Source organism: Mycobacterium genavense ATCC 51234, assembly GCF_000526915.1.
Taxonomy (GTDB): Bacteria; Actinomycetota; Actinomycetes; order Mycobacteriales; family Mycobacteriaceae; genus Mycobacterium; species Mycobacterium genavense.
The window spans coordinates 493760-514293 of sequence record NZ_JAGZ01000003.1 but is presented as its reverse complement, the minus strand read 5'-3'; the positions used below and the strand labels follow the sequence as shown (position 1 = coordinate 514293).

1 pseudogene is annotated in these 20534 nt (G+C 68.7%); it reads right to left on the bottom strand.

What is annotated here, in order from left to right:
• Nucleotides 1–243: 243 nt before the first annotated feature.
• A pseudogene (locus T428_RS34355) lies at nucleotides 244–20531 on the bottom strand (non-ribosomal peptide synthase/polyketide synthase); the annotation flags it as partial.
• Nucleotides 20532–20534: the final 3 nt, after the last annotated feature.

The following is a 20534-nucleotide window of genomic DNA, read 5'->3' as shown; positions in this document are numbered from 1 at the left end:
CGCGGCCCCGGCGTCATCGGTGTCGACCTGCAGCCGCAACATGGGGTGGCGATCCAGTAATGCCTGCAGAACCACCGCCACGGCGTCCTCGGTAACTTCGGCGGGCGCCTGTATCACCTTCGCCTGGTTGAAATCCTCGACCGGACCGTCGATGTCCAGCAGCCAGCGCATGATCGGGGTGGCCACCAGCGGCCCGATGCCGTCGTCGGCGATGGCGTGCTCGCCGGCCGCACCGGCGACTTGGGCCAGCCGGGCCACGGTTTGTTCGACGAAAATGTCACGCGGACGGCACAACACGCCGGCCGCCCGGGCCCGCGCCGCGACTTGCATGGACAAGATGCTGTCCCCGCCCAGGTCGAAGAAGGAGTCGTCGACTCCGACCCGCTCGACGCCGAGCACCTGGGCGTAGATGGTGGCCAGGATCTCCTCGGTGGCGGTGCCCGGAGCGCGGTAGCGATCGGCAGCGCGGTAGTCCGGCGCGGGCAGGGCGCGGGTGTCGAGTTTCCCGTTCACCGTCAGCGGCACCGCGTCGATCGGCACCACCGTCGACGGAACCATGTACGGCGGGAGATGCTCGGCCAGCGCCGCGCGCACCCGAACCGGGTCGGCGGTGCCGGTGATGTAGCCGACCAAGCGGACCGCGCCGGGCCGGTCTTCGCGGGTGACCACCACCGCTTGCTCCACGCCGTCCAAAGCGGCTAGGGCGGAACGGATTTCACCGAGTTCGATGCGGTAGCCGCGGATCTTGACCTGCTCGTCGGCGCGTCCGAGGTAGTCCAGCTGTCCGTCGGCGCGCCACCGCACCAAATCACCGGTGCGATACATGTGCGCTCCGGGCCGGCCGAACGGGCAGGCAACGAATCGTGCCGCGGTCAGCTCGGCCTGTCCGAAATATCCGCACGCCACCCCGGCCCCGGCGATGTACAACTCGCCGACCACGCCGATCGGCACCGGGCGCAACCATCCATCGAGCACGAACAGCGCCGCGGTCGCCACCGGCGCACCGATCGGTACCGCGGTCATACCCGGCGTCAACGGCGCGCTCATCGACGCGTACACGGTGGCCTCGCTCGGGCCGTAGGCGTTGATCACCACCCGGCTATCCGCCCATTGCGCCACCACCTCGGGCGGGCAGGGCTCCCCACCGAGCAGCAATACTGTCGAGTCCAACCGTTGTGGCGCCAATGCCGCTACGGCAGTGGGGGTTTGGGTCAACACATTGACCCCTTCGGCGACCAGCAGGGCGTGGAAATCTTCCGCTGAGCTGGCCACCTCCTCGGGCACCACCACCAGCCGGGCGCCGCCGAGCAGGGCGGCCCAGATCTCCCACACCGAGAAGTCGAACGCATACGAGTGGCATTGCGTCCACACCTGCGCGGCCGGTAGCTGTCGCGGCGTCGACTCCGCCAGGTGCGCCAGATTACGGTGCGTGACCGCGACCCCCTTGGGGGTACCGGTGGTGCCCGAGGTGTAGACCAGGTAGGCGATATCGTCGGCCGACGGCGCCGGTAGCGCGGTGCTGGGCTGGATATCCACGGCGGGGTCGTCGCCGTTGATCACCGCGAGGTCGTGACCGTCGAGGCGGTGCAGCAGCTGCCGGGTGGTGATCGCGGCAGCGGGTGCGGCATCGGTGAGCATGAAGCCGATTCGCGCGTCGGGCAGCGCCGGGTCGATCGCCAGGTATGCGGCGCCCGTCTTGAGCACGCCCAGCATCGCGACGATCGCCTCGGCCGAGCGCTCCATCACCAGCGCCACGCACTGTCCAGATCGCACACCGTTGGCAATCAGCAAGTGCGCCAATCGGTTCGATGCCTCGTCGAGTGCGCGATACGTCAACGAGCGGCCGCCGCAAGTGATCGACACCGCCTCGGGTATCCGCGTCGCATGCGCGGCGAACAGTACTGGGACCGACTGCGCCGTCGCTGCGGGTCGGCTCAATACCGCGCGGTTGCCCATTTCGTCGAGGCGAGCGCGTTCGCTCGGGCCCAACAGCCGGATCGAGGAGAACCGGCGGGCGGGGTCGTCGGTGACGGCCTCCAGCATCCGCGTGAGCCAGCGCACCAAAGTCCGGATGCTGTCGGCGTCGAAGACGTCGGTGTGGTATTCCACCGTTCCCGAGATTCCGGCGGGCTCGCCGGTTCGGGTCCATCGTTCGACCAGAGAGAACGCCAAATCCATTCGCGCCGTGCGGGTGACCACCGGTAGCGGAGTGACCTGGACATCGCCCAGCGCCAGCGCGGTAGCGGGGTCGTCGCCGTGCAGGGTCTGCCAGCCCAGCATCACTTGGACCAGCGGGTGATGGGTCAAGCTGCGGGCGGGGTTGACGCGCTCGACGAGGACTTCGAACGGTACGTCCTGGTGTTCGTACGCGGCCAGGCTGCGCTGCCGGACCTGGGCCAGCAGCTCGGCGACGGTGGGATCGCCGTCGACCCGGACGCGCAGCACCAGCGTGTTGACGAAGAAGCCCACCAGCTTGTCCAGCGCGGCGTCGCGACGGCCGGCAATCGGGAAGCCCACGGCCACATCGGAACTGGCGCTGACCGCGGCAAGCAGCGCGGCCAGGGCTGTTTGGACCACCATGAAGCTGATCGAGTTGTGCCGGCGAGCCACGTCACGCATCCGCTGCTGCAACTCGGCCGGCCACTCCACGGTCACGCTGGCGCCATGCTGATCTGCCACCGCGGGGTAGGGCCGATCGGTGGGAAGTAGCACGCGATCGGGCATTCCGACCAGGGCGTCTTCCCAATAGGACAGCTGGGTGGCGATCGGGCTGTCCGGGTCGTCGAGACGACCGAACTGGGCGTGCTGCCATAGCGCGTAGTCGGCGTATTGCACCGGCAACGGCGTCCAGCCGGGTGCTTGTCGCGCGCATCGCGCGGCATATGTCTCGCCCAGATCGCGCACCAGTGGCGCGACCGACGAGCCGTCGGCGGCGATGTGGTGCACCACGCCCATCAGGACGTGCTCGTCGTCGGCGTGGCGGAAGAGCGTCGCACGAAGCGGCGGCTCGTTGGCCAGATCGAAGGTGTGGCGCGTCGCGGCGTCGATCGCCGCTGCCCGCATTGTCGCAGTCCAACTACTGGAATCGATGACCTGCCAGCCCAATTCGGCTTGCCCCGCCGGCACCACCACCTGCTGGGGGATACCGTCGGTTGCCACGAACAGCGTCCGTAAACTCTCGTGGCGGGCGACCACGTCGGCGAGTGTGGCACCCAATGCAACGACATCGAGCGGCCCGGACAACCGCAACGCGACGGCCATGTTGTAGACCGGCGACGGCCCCTGCAACTGATCCAGGAACCACAACCGGGATTGGGCGAACGACAACGGCACCGCCGCGGGCCGACTCCCGGCCGCCAACGGCTCCAGCCAGCCGCGGTCGGTGCGGATGCGCGGTGCCAACCGGGCGATCGTGGGCGCGTCGAACAGGGCATGCACTTGCAGGCCCGCGTCCAGACCGGAGTTGATCGCGGCGACCAGGCGCATCGCCGAGAGGGAATCGCCGCCGAGGTCGAAGAAGGAGTCGTCGACGCCAACCTGTTCGACACCGAGGACTTGGGCGTAGATGCCGGCTAGTATCTCCTCGATCGCGGTGGTCGGGGCGCGGTAATCGCCGCCGCTGCCTTGGTATTCGGGAGCGGGCAGGGCGCGGCTGTCGAGTTTGCCGTTGGGTGTCAGTGGCAGTGCCTCCAGGGCCACCAGGGCGGCCGGCACCAGGTAGGACGGCAGCCGTTCGACCAATGCGCTGCGCAGCGCGGCCGTGTCCGCGGAGCCGGTGATGTACCCGACGAGCCGTTTGGCGCCGGGGCGGTCCTCGCGGGTGATGACGACCGCCTGCTCGACGCCGTCGAGATTCGCCAGGGCCGTTTGGATTTCGCCGAGTTCGATGCGGTAGCCGCGGATCTTGACCTGGTCGTCGACCCGGCCCAGGTAGTCGAGTTGTCCGTCGGAGCGCCAGCGCACCAGATCGCCGGTGCGATACATCCGGGTACCGCGTTCACCGTAGGGGCAGGCGACGAACCTGGATGCGGTCAGTTCGGGGCGGCGCAGGTATCCGCACGCCACCCCGGCGCCGGCCACGTACAACTCACCGATCACACCCGGTGGTACCGGGCGCAGCCAGCCGTCGAGAACGAAGAGGGCGGCGGTCGAGACCGGCGCGCCGATCGGCACGGCGGTAGTGCCCGGCGTCAGCGGTGCGCTCATCGAGGCGTAAACGGTGGCTTCGGTGGGTCCGTAGGCGTTGATCACCACCCGGCCGGGCGCCCACTGATCCACCACCTCGGCGGGGCAGGCCTCGCCGCCCAGCAGCACCGCGATCGACTCCAACCCTTGTGGAGTCAATGCTGCAGCGGCAGTAGGTGTTTGGGTGAGTACGTTGACGCCCTCCCGCAACAGCAGCGCGTGGAAGTCCTGCGGCGAGCTGGTCACCGCCTCGGGTACCACCACCAGGCGCGCTCCGCCGAACAGGGCCGCCCAGATTTCCCAGACCGAGAAATCGAAGCCGTACGAGTGACACTGCGTCCACACCTGGGTCGCCGGGAGTGCAGCGGGTGCCGATTCGGCCAAATGAGCCAGGTTGCGGTGAGTGACCGCAACGCCTTTGGGGATACCGGTGGTGCCGGACGTGTAGATCAGGTAGGCGATATCGTCCGGCGACGGCGCCGCCGGCGCGGTGGCGGGCTGGGTTCCGACGGCGGGATCGTCGATGTCGATGATTCGCAGATCGTGTCCGCGCAGCCGCGGCCGCAGCGCCGCGGTGGTCAGGACGGCAACGGGTGCGGTATCGGCGAGCATGAACCCGATGCGGGTGTCGGGATGAGCCGGGTCGATCGCCAGGTACGCGGCTCCCGCCTTGAGTACCGCCAGCATCGCGACAATGGCCTCGGCCGAGCGGGTAAACAGCAGCGCCACAACCTGTCCGGGTCCGGCGCCGTGGCCGGCCAACAGCTGCGCAATCCGATTGGCGGCCTCGTCGAGTTCGCGATACGTGATCGACCGGCCGTCGCAGGTGATCGCCGTCGCGTCGGGCTGGCGCGCGGCGAGGGCGGCAAAGCGCTCCGGAACCGACTGGGTCGGCCGAGCACGTCGCGTCAGCACCTCGCGGTTGCCGATCTCGTCGAAGCGTGCGAGTTCGTCGTCGTCCAGCAGCCGGATCGAGGAAAGCCGTTGCGTGGCATCGCCTGTCATGGCCGCCAGCACCCGCCGCAGTCGCTCGAGCAACGCCTCGATGGCGTCCGCGTCGAAGATCTCGGTGTCGTATTCGACACGCAAGCCGAGTTCGTCGCCGGGCATCGCCTGCAGGGTCAGCGGGTAGTGGTTGAGCTCGCGTGCGGTGATCGCGGTGATGGCCAGCCCGCCGGCGAGCACCGTGGACGTGTCGATCGGTAATTCTCGTAGACGAACAGGGTGTCGAAGAGTTGGTCATGGCCTGCCGCGCGGTGTATTTCGGTGAGAGCCAGGTGCTGGTGTTCGAAGGTGTGGTTGTTGGCGCGGTGCAGTTGGTCGAGCAAGTCGGCGGTCGTGGTGGCCGCGGTGAAGGTGGCTCGCACCGGCACGGTATTGATCAGCAGACCGACCATCGAGTCGGACCCGGCCAGCTCGGCGGGGCGGCCCGAGACGGCGGTGCCGAAGGCGACGTCGTGCTGGCCGGTCAGCCACACCAACAGTTGTGCCCAGCCGGCCTGCAGCACCGTGTTGACCGTGGTGTGATGCGCACGGGCCAGCTCGCCCAGCGCCCGGGTCGCCTGCTCCGACAGCGCCGAGGCAACGACGCCGCGGGGCCCGAGCTTGGCGCGGCCCGGCGGGGCCACCGGCGTGGGGGTGTCGAAGCCGGCGAGCGCCTGACGCCAGGCCGCCCGCGCGGCATCGACGTCTTGCTCGGCCAGCCACGCGACGAACCTGCGGTACGACCCGGCCACCGGTAGTCGTTGCCCGAAATAGCCGGCGAATATCTCTTGAGCCAGGATCGGCAGTGACCAGCCGTCCAGCACGATGTGGTGGTTGGTCAGCACACACCGGTGCACCCCGTCTGCGGCGCGGATCAACACCACCCGGAATGCCGGCGGTTCGGTCAGATCGCAGACCGCGCTGCGATCGGCGGCGCAGATCTGCTGAATTCGCTCCTCGGAATCCGACTCGTAATATCGCCAGGGCACACTGGGATTGGCAAGCAAGACCTGGACCGGCGCGTCGAACTGCCGACAGAATCGGGCGGCCAGGTTGGGGTGGCGGTTCACCACCGTGTGCACGGCCGCACGTAGTCGGTCCAGGTCCAGCGGGCCGGTGATGGTGATGTCCAGTTGCATCGCGTACAGGTCGTCGGCATTGCCGCCGGCGGTGCTGGCATGGAAGAGCAGCCCCTGCTGCAGCGGGGTCAGCGGCAAGATGTCGGCGACGCGGTCTTGCCGGCACAGCTCGTCGATCTGCTGCTGGGTCAGGCGGGCCGGGGCGATATCCGACGGTGTCAGCCCGCCCCCGCCGCGGCGTACGTGCGCGCAGATACCGGTCAGCGCCTCGAACCACAAACCGCTGAGGCGGCTGACCTGCTCACCGTCGAGCACCGAGGTGGCCCACGTCCAGGTCGCCTGTAGGTGTGGGCCGGCGTCGGTGTCGATGGTGCCGGCATTGAGTTCTACGGTGTGCCCCAACGGCATTGGGATCGCGGCGGCGGTAGTCGCGGCCGATGCGCTGTCCGGGTTGACCCGCCACAGCTCGTCGGACTGTTCGGCGGCGCTCACGCCGAGGCGCCCGAGGTAGTTGAATCCGATCGCCGGGTCGGCGCCGGTGAGGTCCACGTCGGGGTTGAGGTAGTGCAGTAACCCGTAGGTCAATCCGTCGGGCAGCGCGCAGCTGTTCCTTGGCGTCCTTGAGCGTCGCACCCAACGCGGCCTCGCCGGCGCGCACCTGGGCCCAGGTCAGATCGCCGATGCGCAGCGCGACCGGGTATTTCACGGTGAACCAGCCCACTGTGCGCGACAAGTCGACGTCGGCGGTCCAGTCCTCGTGGCGGCCATGGCCTTCCACGTCGATACCGATGGCCGAGTCGGTGTCCAAGAACTCCGCCCAGGCCAATCCGAACGCGATCAGCAGAATGTCTTGTATGCCGGCATGAAACGCCGCGGGCACCTCACCCAAGAGCATCCGGGTCGTTTCGGTGTCGAGCTCGGTGGACAACCGTCCCGCATTGGCGCAAGTGTCCAGCTCGGGCCGGGCCGCCGGTAGTGCGTTCGGCAGCGCCGCAACTCGTCGCCACGCGTCGGCGTGCCGCAGCACCGCCGCGGATCGGGCGTGTTCGTCGAGCAGCGCCGCCCACCGTCCGAACGAGGTACCCGTCGCCGGCAGTGCCACCGGCTGCCCGCCCCGCAACTGGGCCCAGGCGATGTTGATGTCCTCCAACAGGATTCGCCACGACACCCCGACGGTTGCCAGATGATGGATGACCAACACCAGCTGAGACGTCGAAGTGACCCACAGCGCGCTCACCATCGTCCCGGTGCTCGGGTTCAACCGCTGCCGCGCCGCGATCAGTGCCTCGTCGGTGAACACCCGCACGGATCGCAGGCAGCTTCGCGCGTCCACCGACCCGGCCTCGGGCACCTCCAGCGACCACTCGGCGTCGACGCGCAGCCGCAGCATCGTGTGTCGATCCAGCAAGGTCTGCAACAGGATCGCCGCGTCGGCCTCGGTAGCGCCGGCGGGCGCTCGCACGACGACGGTCTGGTTGAACTGATCGATCGGGCCGTCGACGTGCCGCAGCCACCGCATGATCGGGGTGGCCGGCACCGGCCCGGTGCCCTCGTCGACCACGGCCTCCTCGCCGACCACGCTGGCCAGCCGGCCCGCCGGGCCAGCCGGGCCACCGTCTGCTCGACGAAAATGTCACGCGGACGGCACACTACGCCGGCGGCCCGGGCTCGCGCGACCACCGGCATCGACAAGATGCTGTCGCCACCCAGGTCGAAGAAGGAGTCGTCGATGCCGACCTCCTCGAGGCCGAGAATCTGGGCGTAGATGCCGGCCAGGATCTCTTCGACGGCATCGGTGGGGGCCCGGTAGTGGTCGGTGTCGTGGTAGTCCGGTGCGGGCAGGGCGCGGGTGTCCAGTTTTCCGTTGATGGTCAGCGGTAGCGCATCGAGTACGACGATGGCCGACGGAACCATGTAGGCCGGAAGCCGTTCGGCCAGCGCGGCGCGCAGTTCGGCCGAGTCGGCGGCGCCGGTGACATACGCGACGATCCGGGTGGTGCGCTGTTCGTCGCGGGTGACGACGACGGCTTGGTCCACGCCGCCAAGACCCGCCAGGGCTGTTTGGATTTCGCCGAGTTCGATGCGGTAGCCGCGTATTTTGACCTGCTCGTCGGCCCGGCCCAGGTAGTCGAGTTGCCCGTCGGTGCGCCAGCGCACCAGGTCGCCGGTGCGATACATCCGGGTGCCGGGCTCGCCGTAAGGGCAGGCGATGAACCGGGCGGCGGTCAAGTCGGAGCGGCCGAGGTATCCGCAGGCCACTCCCGAGCCGGCGATGTACAACTCACTGACCACCCCGGTAGGCACCGGGCGCAGCCAGGGATCCAGGACGAACACGGCCGTGGTGGCCACCGGCGCGCCGATGGGTGTGGCGCCGGACCCCGGTGCCACCGGACCGGTCATGGCGGCGTACACCGTAGCTTCGGTGGGCCCGTAGGCGTTGATCACCACCCGCCCGGGCGCCCACTGGTCCACCACCTCGGCGGGGCAGGCCTCCCCGCCGAGCAGCAGTGACACGGACTCCAACCCGTCGTGTGTCAAAGCCGCTGCGGCCGAGGGTGTTTGAGTGAGCACGTTGACGTGTTCGGCGACCAGCAAGGCGTGGAAGTCGTGCGGCGACGTGGTCGTCTCCTCGGGGACGACCACCGAGCGTCCGCCACCGAGCAGGGCTGCCCAGACTTCCCACACCGAGAAGTCGAAGCCGTAGGAATGACATTGGGCCCATACCGGCGTCACCGGCAGCTGGCTGGGTGTGGACACCGCCAGGCGGGCCAGGTTGCGATGGGTGACCGCGACGCCTTTGGGGACACCGGTGGTGCCCGAGGTGTAGATCAGGTACGCGATGTCTTCGGGCGACGGAGCCGTCGGTGGGGTCGCGGGCTGGAGATCGCCGGCGCGGTCGTCGATATCGATGACCGCGAGGTCGTACCCGCGCAGCCGCGGCCACCGGGGCGGCGTCGGTGAGCATGAACCCGATCCGCGCATCGGGGTGGGCCGGGTCGATGGGCAGATACGCCGCCCCGGTCTTGAGCACCGCCAACATCGCAATGATCGCCACGGCCGAGCGCGAAAACAGCAGTGCCACACACTGTCCCGGTCGGGCGCCCCGGCCGGTCAACACATGGGCCAGCCGGTTGGCCGATTCGTCCAGCTCGCGATAGGTGAGTGAGCCGCCCTCGAAAGTAACGGCTATCGCGTCCGGGGTGCGCCGCGCATGCTCGCCGAAGAACTCCGGCACCGACGCCGCCACCGGCGTGGGCAGCGCCAGCATCGCGCGGTTGCCCATGATGTCCAGCCGTGCGTGTTCGTCGGCGCTCAACAGCTTGATCGAGGAAAGTCGTTGCGCGGCATCGGCCGTCATCGCCGTCAACACCCACTGCAGCCGTTCCACGAGTAGCTCGATGCTGGCGGGGTCGAACACGTCGGTCCGGTACTCCACCGTCCCGGAGATTCCGGCGGGCGTACCGGTCGCCGTGAAGCACTCGGTCATGGAGAACGACAAATCCATTCGGGCGGTGTGGGTGTCGATCGGCAGGGCGGTGGCCCGCACGTCGCCCAGCGCCGGTTCGGCGGGCGACGAGTTTTGCCAGCCCAACATGACCTGCACCAGCGGGTGCTGGGCCAAGCTGCGGGTAGCGTTGAGATGTTCGACGAGAACCTCGAACGGGACATCCTGGTGCTCGTAGGCGGCCAGGCTGCGCTGGCGCACCTGGGTGAGTAGCTCCGCGACGGTGGGGTTGCCGGTGACGTCGACGCGCAGCACCAGGGTGTTGACGAAGAAGCCAACCAGTTCGTCGAGTGCGGGATCGCGCCGTCCGGCGATCGGGAAGCCCACGGCCACATCGGAACTGGCACTGACCGCCGAGAGCAGCACCGCCAGCGCGGCCTGCGCCACCATGAAGCTGGTCGCGTTGTGCTCGCGGGCCACCTCGCGCACCTGCTGCTGCAACTCGGCGGGCCATTCCACCACCACCGTGGCCCCGCGCTGATCCGCGATCGGTGGGTAGGGCCGATCGGTCGGCAGTGCGATGCGTTCGGGTATACCGGCCAGTGCATCGCGCCAGAACGCCAGCTGAGAACCGATCGGGCTGTCGGGATCGGTCAGACCGCCGAACTGCTTGTGTTGCCAGATCGTGTAATCGGCGTACTGCACCGGCAATTCGGGCCAGCCCGGTGCCCGCCCTCGGCGCCGGGCGGCATATGCCTGGCCGAGATCGCGCACCGGTGGCGTGAGCGACCAGCCGTCGGCGGCGATGTGGTGCACCACGCCGACGAGTATGTGCTCGTCATCCCCGCGCCGGAAAAGTGTTGCGCGCAGCGGGAGCTCGGTGGTCAAGTCGAACCGGTGACCCACCGTCGCATCGATGGCCTCCGCCAGGAGGTTCGCCGACCAAGTGGTGGCATTGACCACGCGCCAACCAAACTCGGCTTCATCGGCGTCGACCAGGATTTGTCGGAGCATCCCGTCGGGGGCCGAAAACCGGGTGCGCAGAGTTTCGTGGCGCGCCACCACGTCGGCCAGCACGGCGGCGAGCGCGTCGACGTCGAGCCGGCCGGACAGCCGCAATGCCACGGCCATGTTGTAGTCGGCCGATGGTCCCTGCAACTGATCCAGGAACCACAACCGAGATTGGGCGAACGACAGCGGCACCAGCGCGGGCTGCTCGAGCGCCAACAGCGGCTCGCGGGGACTCGTCTGAGCGCCCAGCTGCTGCGCCAACCGGGCGACGGTGGGAGCATCGAAAAGCCTGCCTACCTTGAGATCCGCGTCGAGAAGGGTGTTGATCGCCGCGACCACCCGCATCGCCGACAGCGAGTCCCCGCCCAAATCGAAGAAGGAGTCGTCGACTCCGACTCGCTCTACATTCAGTACCTGGGCATAGATCCCGGCCAGGATCTCCTCGACGGCGGTACCCGGGGCGCGGTAGTGGTCGTCGTCGCGGTAGTCCGGTGCCGGCAGGGCGCGAGTGTCGAGTTTGCCGTTGACCGTCATCGGCAGCGCGTCGAGCACCACTATCGCGGAGGGCACCATGTACGGCGGGAGCTGCTCGGCGAGCTGGGTGCGCACCAGGGCCGAGTCGGCCGTACCGGTGAGGTATCCGACCAGGCGTCTGACGCCCGGCCGGTCTTCGCGGGCGATGACGGCGGCCTGTTCCACGCCGGCCAAACTGGCCAGGGCCGCACGGATTCGCCGAGCTCGATGCGGTAGCCGCGGATCTGCACCTGCTCGTCGGCGCGCCCCACGTACTGCAACTGGCCGTCGTCGCCCCACCGCACCAGGTCGCCGGTGCGGTACATCCGCTGTCCCGGAGAGCCGAACGGGCACGCCATGAAGCGTGACGCGGTCAACCCGGCCCGGCGCCAATACCCGCACCCCACCCCGCGGCCGGCCAGATACAACTCGCCGACCACCCCGACGGGCACGGGGCGCAACCATCCGTCGAGCACGAAGAACGCCGCACCCGCCGTCGGCGAACCGATCGGCACCACTTCGGCTTTCGCGGTCAGGGGCGCACTCTTGGACAGCCACATCGTCGTCTCGGTGGGGCCGTAGACATTGACCATCGTCCGTCCGGACGCCCACCGATCCATTACCTCGGGTGGGCAGGCCTCGGCCCCGATCACCAACGCCGCCGACCCCAAGCCCTCGACGGAAAGCGCTGCGACCGCGGACGGAGTTTGGGTTAGGACCGTGACGCGTTCGTCGACGAGGAGGTCGTGGAAGTCTTCGGGTGAGCGGGTCATCGACTCGGGCACCGCCACCAGCCGACCGCCGTGCAGCAGCGCACCCCAGATCTCCCATACCGAGAAGTCGAACGCATACGAGTGGAACTGCGTCCACACCTGCCGCGCGCTCAGCTCTATCCCGACTTCCAGCGAGTCGAAAAGCTGGGTGACGTTGGCGTGGGTTACCGCAACGCCTTTGGGCACGCCGGTAGTGCCGGAGGTGTAGATGATGTGGGCGACGTCGTCGGGCTGGGGCATCGCTAGCGGGGCGGCGGGTGCCGCGCCCACGGTGGGATCGCGGATGTCGATGGTCGACACGTCGTACCCGTCGAGCCGTGCCCGCAGCGCGGTCGTGGTGAGCGCGGCGATTCTACGTGGCGTCGGTCAGCATGAACTCGATGCGTGCCGCGGGATGAGCCGGGTCCATCGACAGATAGGCTACGCCGGTCTTGAGCACCGCCAAGATCGCGACGATGGCCTCGGCCGAGCGCGAGAACAGCAGGGCCACAGACTGTCCCGGTCCCGCGCCGCGGTCGGCCAGCAGGTGTGCCACCGGTTGGACGCCTCGTCGAGTTCGCGGTAGGTGATCGAGTGTCCGTCGAAGGTGATCGCTACCGCGTCGGGGGTGCGGGCCGCTTGGGCGGCGAACAGCGCGGGCACCGAAACCCCGGCCGCCGGACGGGTCAGCACCGCGCGATTCCCGATCTCGTCGAGCCGGGCGTGTTCGTCGTCGTCAAGAAGGTCCAGCAACGACAACCTGCGGGTGGGGTCGGTGGTCGCGGCCTCCAGCACGCGCTGGAACTGCCGGATCAGCATGCGGACCCGGTCCGCGGTGAAGACGTCGGCATCGTATTCGACGCGCAGCCCGACTTCGTCGCCGGGCATCGCCTGCAGGGTCAGCGGATAGTGACTGTTCTCGCGGGCGGTATACCCGGTGACCGTCAAACCGTCGACGCCGAACAAGGCGGGGTCGACGGGGTAGTTCTCGTAGACGAACAGGGTGTCTAAGACCTGGTCGTGACCGGCGGCGCGGTGGATGTCGGGCAGTGCCAGGTGCTGATGCTCCAGGGTGTGGTTGTTGGTTCGGTGCAGTTGGTCCAGGAGGTCACCGGCGCTGGTGGCCGTGGTGATGGTGGCCCGCACCGGCACGGTGTTGATCAACAGGCCGACCATCGAATCGGACCCGGCCAACTCGGCGGGGCGGCCCGAGACCGCGGTGCCGAAGGCGACGTCGCGCTGACCGGTCAGCCACATCAACAGTTGTGCCCAGCCGGCCTGTAGCACCGTGTTGACCGTGGTGTGATGCGCGCGGGCCAGCTCACCCACGGCCCGCGTAGTCTGGGCGGGTATCCGCGACGTGACCACCTCTCGCCGGCCGAGCCCGACCCGGCCCGGCGGGCCCACCAGGGTGGGAACCTCGAAGCCGGCGAATATTTGGTGCCAGACCGCCTCCGCGCTCTGGCGGTCCTGGCCGGAAAGCCAGGACACGAACCGGCGATAGGGCGCCGGTGCCGGAAGCCGCTGGCCGTAATAGGTAGTGAAGATCTCGTGCAACAAGATCGGCAGTGACCAACCGTCGAGCACGATGTGGTGATTCGTCAGCACCAACCGGTGCAGGTCGCTGCCGGTGCGGGCCAGCGCAATCCGGAACGCGGGCGGCTCGGTCAGGTCGACGACCGCCGCGCGCTCGGCGGCGTAGAGCCGTTCGATTTGTTCCTCCGCGTCGACGCCGTCGACGAGTTCGAGGTATTGCCAAGCTAATTCGGGATCGGCCGGGATGACCTGGATCGGTTCGTCGAACTCCGGCAAGAATCGGGCGGCCAGGTTGGGATGGCGGCCCACCACGGTGTCCGCCGCCGCGCGCAGGCGGTCGGGCTCCAGCCGGCCGGTGATGGTGATATCCAGCTGTACCGCGTACAGCTCGCCCAACTGGTTCTTGCCGTGGGTATTGGCGTGGAACAGCAATCCCTGCTGCAACGGGGTGAGCGGCAGGATGTCGGCGATGCGGTCGCGCTCGCATAGCTCGTCGATCTGCTGCTGGTCCAGGCGCGCCGGCGCGATATCCGACGGCGTCAGGCCGCCCCCGCCGGCGCGGACATGCGCGCAAATCCCGGTCAGGGCCTCGAACCAGAGTTGACTGAGCCGGCCGACCTGCTCGGCGTCGAGCACCGAGGTGGCCCAGGTCCAGGTCGCGTGCAAGCGGGGACCGATGTCCGTGTCGAGCGTGCCCGCATTCAGTTCGACGGTGTGGCCCAATGGCATTGGGATCGCCGAGGCCACGGCGGCCACCGACACACCATCCTCGGCGATCAGCCACAGATCGTCGGAGAACTCGACGGCACCGGCGCCGCGACGCCCGAAGTAGTTGAACCCGATCGCCGGGTCGGCCGAGTCCAGATCCACGTCGGGGTTGAGGTAGTGCAGCAGCCCGTAGGTCAGACCGTCGGGCAGCGCGCGCAGCTGCTCTTTGGCGTCCTTGATCAGCGCGCCCAGCGCCGGTGCCCCGGCCAGCACTTGTGCCCAGCACAGGCTACCACCCAACGCCACCGGATATTTGGTGGTGAACCAGCCCACGGTGCGCGACAGGTCCATGTCGCCGGCCAGCTCGTCGTGGCGCCCGTGGCCTTCCACGTCGATGCCGACCGGCGCGGCCCCGGTGCCCAGGAATTCCGCGCAGGCCAACGCGCACGCGATCAACAGAATGTCTTGTACACCGGCGTGAAACGCCGCGGGCACCTCGCCAAGCAGCATCCGGGTGGTCTCGACGTCCAGATCCACCGACAGCCGTCCCGCGCTGGCGTAGCTGTCCCGCCCAGCGCGGGAGTGCTCGTCGAGCCACGACGCCCAGCGGGCAAACGAGGTCCCCGGTGCCGGCAGGGTCACCTCTTGCCCGCCGCTATGCTGCGTCCAGGCAAGGTTGATGTCTTCCAACAGGATTCGCCACGATACCCCGTCGACGACGAGGTGATGGACGATCAACACCAACTCACCGATCGGCGCCACCCACAACGCGCGCACCATGGTGCCGGTCGCGGGGTTCAGCTCCGCTCGCGCTCGGACCAGCGCCTCCTCGGTGAGCGTGTCGACGACATGCAGGCAACCGCGGGCATCCACCGAACCGGGCTCGGGCACCCACAATGACCAGCGGCCGGCGACGTCGTCGTCGACGCGCATTCGCAGCATCGAGTGCCGGTCGAGCAACGCCTGCAGCACCACCACGACGTCGGCCTCGGTCACCGCGACGGGAGCCTGAATGGCAACCGTCTGATTGAACTGCTCGACGCGGCCGGCCACACCCTCCAGCCAGCGGATGATCGGGGTGGCCGGCACGTCGCCCACGCCTTCGTCGACGACGGCGGCGTCATCCGTTGCGACACTTGCCACTCGGGCCAGCCGGGCCACGGTCTGCTCGACGAAGATGTCACGCGGACGGCACAGCACCCCGGCCGCGCGGGCCCGGGACACCACCTGCATTGACAAGATGCTGTCCCCACCGAGATCGAAGAAGGACTCGTCGATTCCGACCCGCTTGAGTCCCAGCACTTGCGCGTAGATTCCGGCCAGGATCTCCTCGACGGCATCGGTGGGGGCGCGATAGCGATCGGCGTCGTGGTACTCGGGCGCGGGCAAGGCCCGGGTGTCGAGCTTGCCGTTGACCGTCATCGGCAAGGCGTCGATCACCACGACCGCCGTCGGCACCATGTACGGCGGGAGGCGGTCGGCCAGGGCGGCGCGTGCCTGGTTGGGGTCGGCGGTTCCGGTGATGTAGCCGACGAGGCGTATGACCCCGGGACGATCTTCGCGGGCGACGACGACGGCCTGCTTCACGCCTGCCAAACTTGCCAGGGCCGAGCGTATCTCGCCGAGTTCGATGCGGTAGCCACGGATCTTGACCTGCTCGTCCGCCCGGCCGAGGTAGTCGAGTTGGCCGTCTGGGCGCCAGCGCACCAAGTCGCCGGTGCGATACATTCGTTGTCCGGGAGCGCCGGACGGGCAGGCCATGAAGCGCGACGCGGTCAACCCGGCCCGGCGCCAATACCCGCACCCCACCCCGCGGTCGGCCAGGTATAACTCGCCGACCACCCCGACGGGCACGGGGCGCAACCACTCGTCGAGCACGAAGAACGCGGCCCCCGACACCGGCGAACCGATCGGCGGTACACCCGAACCCGTTGTGAGCGGGGCACTCTTGGCGGCCCACATCGTCGTCTCGGTCGGGCCGTAGACATTGATCATCAGTCGTCCGGGTGCCCACCGATCGACCAGTTCGGCCGGGCAGGGTTCCGTGCCGATCACCAGCGTCGTCGATTCCAGGCCCTGCGGGGACAGCATCCCGACCGCCGACGGCGTTTGGGTGAGAACGGTGACTCGCTCGGCGACCAGCAGCGCGTGGAAGTCTTGCGGTGAACCGGCCACGGCCTCGTGCACCACCACCAACCGGCCGCCGTGCAGCAGCGCGCCCCAGATTTCCCACACCGAGAAGTCGAAGGCGTATGAGTGACACTGGGTCCACACCTGTTGCGGTGACAGCTGCAGACCGGTTTCGAGCGACTCGAAAAGCTGCGTCACGTTGTGATGAGTTACCGCAACACCTTTGGGCATGCCGGTGGTTCCCGAGGTGTGAATGATGTGGGCGATGTCGTCCGGCGACGGCGCGAGTGGCGGGCTCGCGGGCTGTGCGTCGATGCGCGGGTCATCCACGTCGATGACCCGCAGGGCGGATCCGCGGAACCGCGGCCGCAGTTCCGCGGTGGTGATCGCGGCGATCGGTGCGGCATCGGTCACCATGAAGTCGATCCGCGCCGAAGGGTGGGCCGGATCGATCGGTAGATACGCCGCCCCGGATTTGAGCACCGCCAGGATCGCGATGATCGCCTCGGCCGATCGCGAAAACAGCAGCGCCACGGACTGTCCCGGGCCGGCGCCCTCGGACGCCAGCAGGTGCGCCAATCGGTTGGCGGCCGCGTCGACCTCGCGGTAGGTCATCGAGCGGCCCTCGAAGGTGATGGCCACCGCGTCGGACGCGCGGGCCACCTGCGCGGCCCACAACGCCGGAACCGAAGTGCGGACGCCCGGCCGGGTCAGGACGGCGCGGTTGCCGAACTCGTCCAGCCGGCTCTGCTCGTCGGAATCCAACAGCCGGATCGACGAGAGCCGTTGTGCCGCATCGGTGGTCATCGCGACCAGCACGCACTCGAACCGCCTGACCAATGCCTCGATGCTGGCCGGGTCGAACACGTCGGTGCGGTACTCCACGGTCCCGGAGATCCGGGCCGGCTCGCCCGCCGCGGTAAAGCGTTCGGTCAGGGAGAACGCCAAATCCGTTCGGGCGGTGTGGGTGTCGATCGGCAACGGGGTGGCGTTCACGTCGCCCAACATCAACTCGGCCGGTTCCGCGTCCTGCCAGCCCAACATCACCTGCACCAGCGGATGATGCGTCATGCTGCGGGTGGGGTTCAGCCGCTCGACGAGAACCTCGAAGGGCACGTCCTGGTGCTCGTAGGCGGCCAGGCTGCGTTGCCGGACCTGAGCCAGCAGCTCGGCGACGGTGGGATCGCCTGCCACGTCGACCCGCAACACCAGGGTGTTGACGAAGAAGCCGACCAAATCGTCGAGCGCGGGATCGCGGCGCCCGGCTATCGGGAAACCCACCGCCACATCCGAACTCGCGCTGACCGTCGACAGCAGTGCTGCCAACGCGGCCTGGACCACCATGAAGCTGGTCGCGTTGTGCTCGCGGGCCACCTCGCGCACCCGCTGCTGCAACTCGGCCGGCCATTACGGCCACACTGACTCCGTGCTGATCGGCCACCGGCGAGTAGGGCCGGTCGGTGGGCAGCGGCAACACCTCGGGCAGCCCGGCCAGCGCGTCGACCCAATAGGTCAGTTGTGAGGCGATCGGGCTGTCGGGATCGTCAAGATCGCCGAACTGCGCGTGCTGCCACAGTGTGTAGTCGGCATACTGGACCGGCAATTCGGCCCAGTCCGGCCCGCGACCGAGACGCCGGGCGGCGTACGCTTCGCCGAGATCGCGCATCAACGGGCCGATCGACCAACCGTCGGCGGCAATGTGGTGCAGCACGCCCACCAACAGATGCTCATCGGAGACGAAGCGGAAAAGCGTTGCCCGCAACGGAATTTCGCTGGTGAGGTCGAAGGCGTGGTGCGCCGCGGCATCGACGGCGGTGTCCAGCTCGTCGCGTGGCCATCCTTCGGCATCCACGATCTGCCAATCGAATTCGGCCTGCTGCGCCGCCACCCACCAGCTGCTGCGGGGCATCGTGGGTCGCGGGGAACAGCGTCCGTAGGCTCTCGTGGCGGTCGATCACGTCGGCCATCGCGGCGGTCAGGGCGTCGACGTCCAGGCGGCCGAACATCCGCAAGGCCACCGCGATGTTGTACACCGGGGACGGGCCCTGCAGCTGGTCGAGGAACCACAACCGCGATTGGGCGAACGACAGCGGAACCACTGCCGGCCGCTCCCCGGCCGCCAGCGGCTCCAGCCGGCGCTGCCCCGTACCGATGTGCGGTGTCAGCTGTGCGATCGACGGGGCTTCGAACAACATCCGCACCGAAAGCCCGGCATCGAGAGCGGTGTTGATCGCGGCGATCACCCGCATCGCGGATAGCGAGTCCCCGCCCAGATCGAAGAAGGACTCCTCGACGCCGACCCGGTCGACACCGAGAACCCGGGCGTAGATCCCGGCCAGGATCTCCTCGACGGGGGTGCCCGGCGCCAGGTAATGCACGGCATCGCGGTAGTCCGGAGCCGGCAGCGCGCGGGTGTCGAGTTTGCCGTTGACGGTCAGCGGCAGTGCCTCGATCGCGATCACCGCGACCGGAACCATGTATGCGGGCAGCCGCTCCGCGAGCGCGCCGCGCAACCCCGCCGGGTCGGCGGTTCCGGTGACGTAGCCGACCAGTCGCCGCTCATTGGACCGGTCTTCGCGGGAGATCACCGCCGCCTGCTCCACGCCGTCCAAACTGGCCAGCGCGGCCCGGACTTCGCCGAGCTCGATGCGGTACCCGCGAATCTTGACCTGTTCGTCGGCGCGCCCGACATAGTCCAGTTCCCCGCCGGCCCCCCAGCGCACCAGATCCCCGGTCCGGTACATCCGGGCACCCGGGAGCCCCGAAGGGGCAGGCCACGAATCGCGATACCGTCAAGGGGGCTCGGGCCACGTACCCGTATCCGACGCCGCGGCCGGCCACATACAACTCGCCGACCGCGCCGGCGGGAACCGGGAGCCAGGCGTCGAGGACGAACAGCGCCGACGTCGACACCGGCGCCCCGATCGGCACCGCATTGCCCGCGGTCAATGGCGCGCTCATGGCCGCATAGATCGTGGTCTCGGTGGAACCGTAGGCGTTGATCATCACGCGTCCGGGCGCCCACCGATCGACCACCTCGGCCGGGCAGGCCTCGCCGCCGATCAGCAACGCCGTCGCTTCCAAGCCGTCGGGAGACAGTGCCGCGACGGACGAGGGCGTCTGCGTCAGGACGGTGACGCGCTCGCCGACCAGCAGGGCCCGGAAGTCCTCGGGTGAGCCGGTCACCGACTCGGGGACCACCACCAGCCGGCCGCCGTGCAGGAGCGCACCCCAGATCTCCCACACCGAGAAGTCGAACGCGTAGGAGTGGCACTGCGTCCACACCTGTCCCGGCGGCAGGCCGGCGCCCAGCGAATCGAGCTGCTGTGTGACGTTGTGGTGGGTGATGGCCACGCCCTTGGGCACGCCGGTGGTGCCGGAGGTGTAGATGATGTGGGCGACGTCGTCCGGGGAAGGCCCTGACGGCGCGCTGGTGGGCTGAGCGCCGATGGTCGGGTCGCAAACGTCGATCGTCGCCAGGCCGTAGCCGGCCAGGCGGTCGGCGAGTGCGGTGTTGGTCAGCGCGGCCATCGGTGCCGCGTCGGCGAGCATGAACTCGATCCGCGCCGCGGGGTGCGCCGGGTCGATCGGCACGTACGCCGCCCCGGTCTTCAGGACCGCCAAAATCGCGACGATGACGTCGGCCGAACGCGAAAAGAGCAGCGCCACAGTCTGTCCCGGGCCCACTCCCCGGTCGGCGAGCAGGTGCGCGACCCGGTTGGCGGACTCGTCGAGGCCGCGGTAGGTCAACGTTCGACCTTCGAAAGTCACCGCCACCGCGTCTGGGGTGCGCGCGACTTGTGCTGCGACCATCGACGGAATCGACGTCGCGGTCGCGGGCCGCGCCAGCACCGCACGGTTGCCCAGCCAATCCATGCCGGCGTGTTCCTCGTCGTCCAGCAGGTCTATCGCGGAGAGCTCGCGTTCGGGGGCGAGGGTCATGGCCGCCAGCACTCGCTGCAACCGCTGGGTCGGGTCCGCGACACCGAAATTCGAATACGGTTGTCCGGCACCGGCTGTGGTGAGGAACTGTTCGTCACCGGCACCGACGAAGAACAGCCCGAAGTGACCGATCGGACCAAAACTTGTGTCGGTCGCGGTCGCGGGAACTCCGGCAAGGTTCAGGGTGAGTCGGGACGGGATGAAGTTGACGACTACTCGATTCGGCGCCGGTCCGGTGCCCCGCATTCC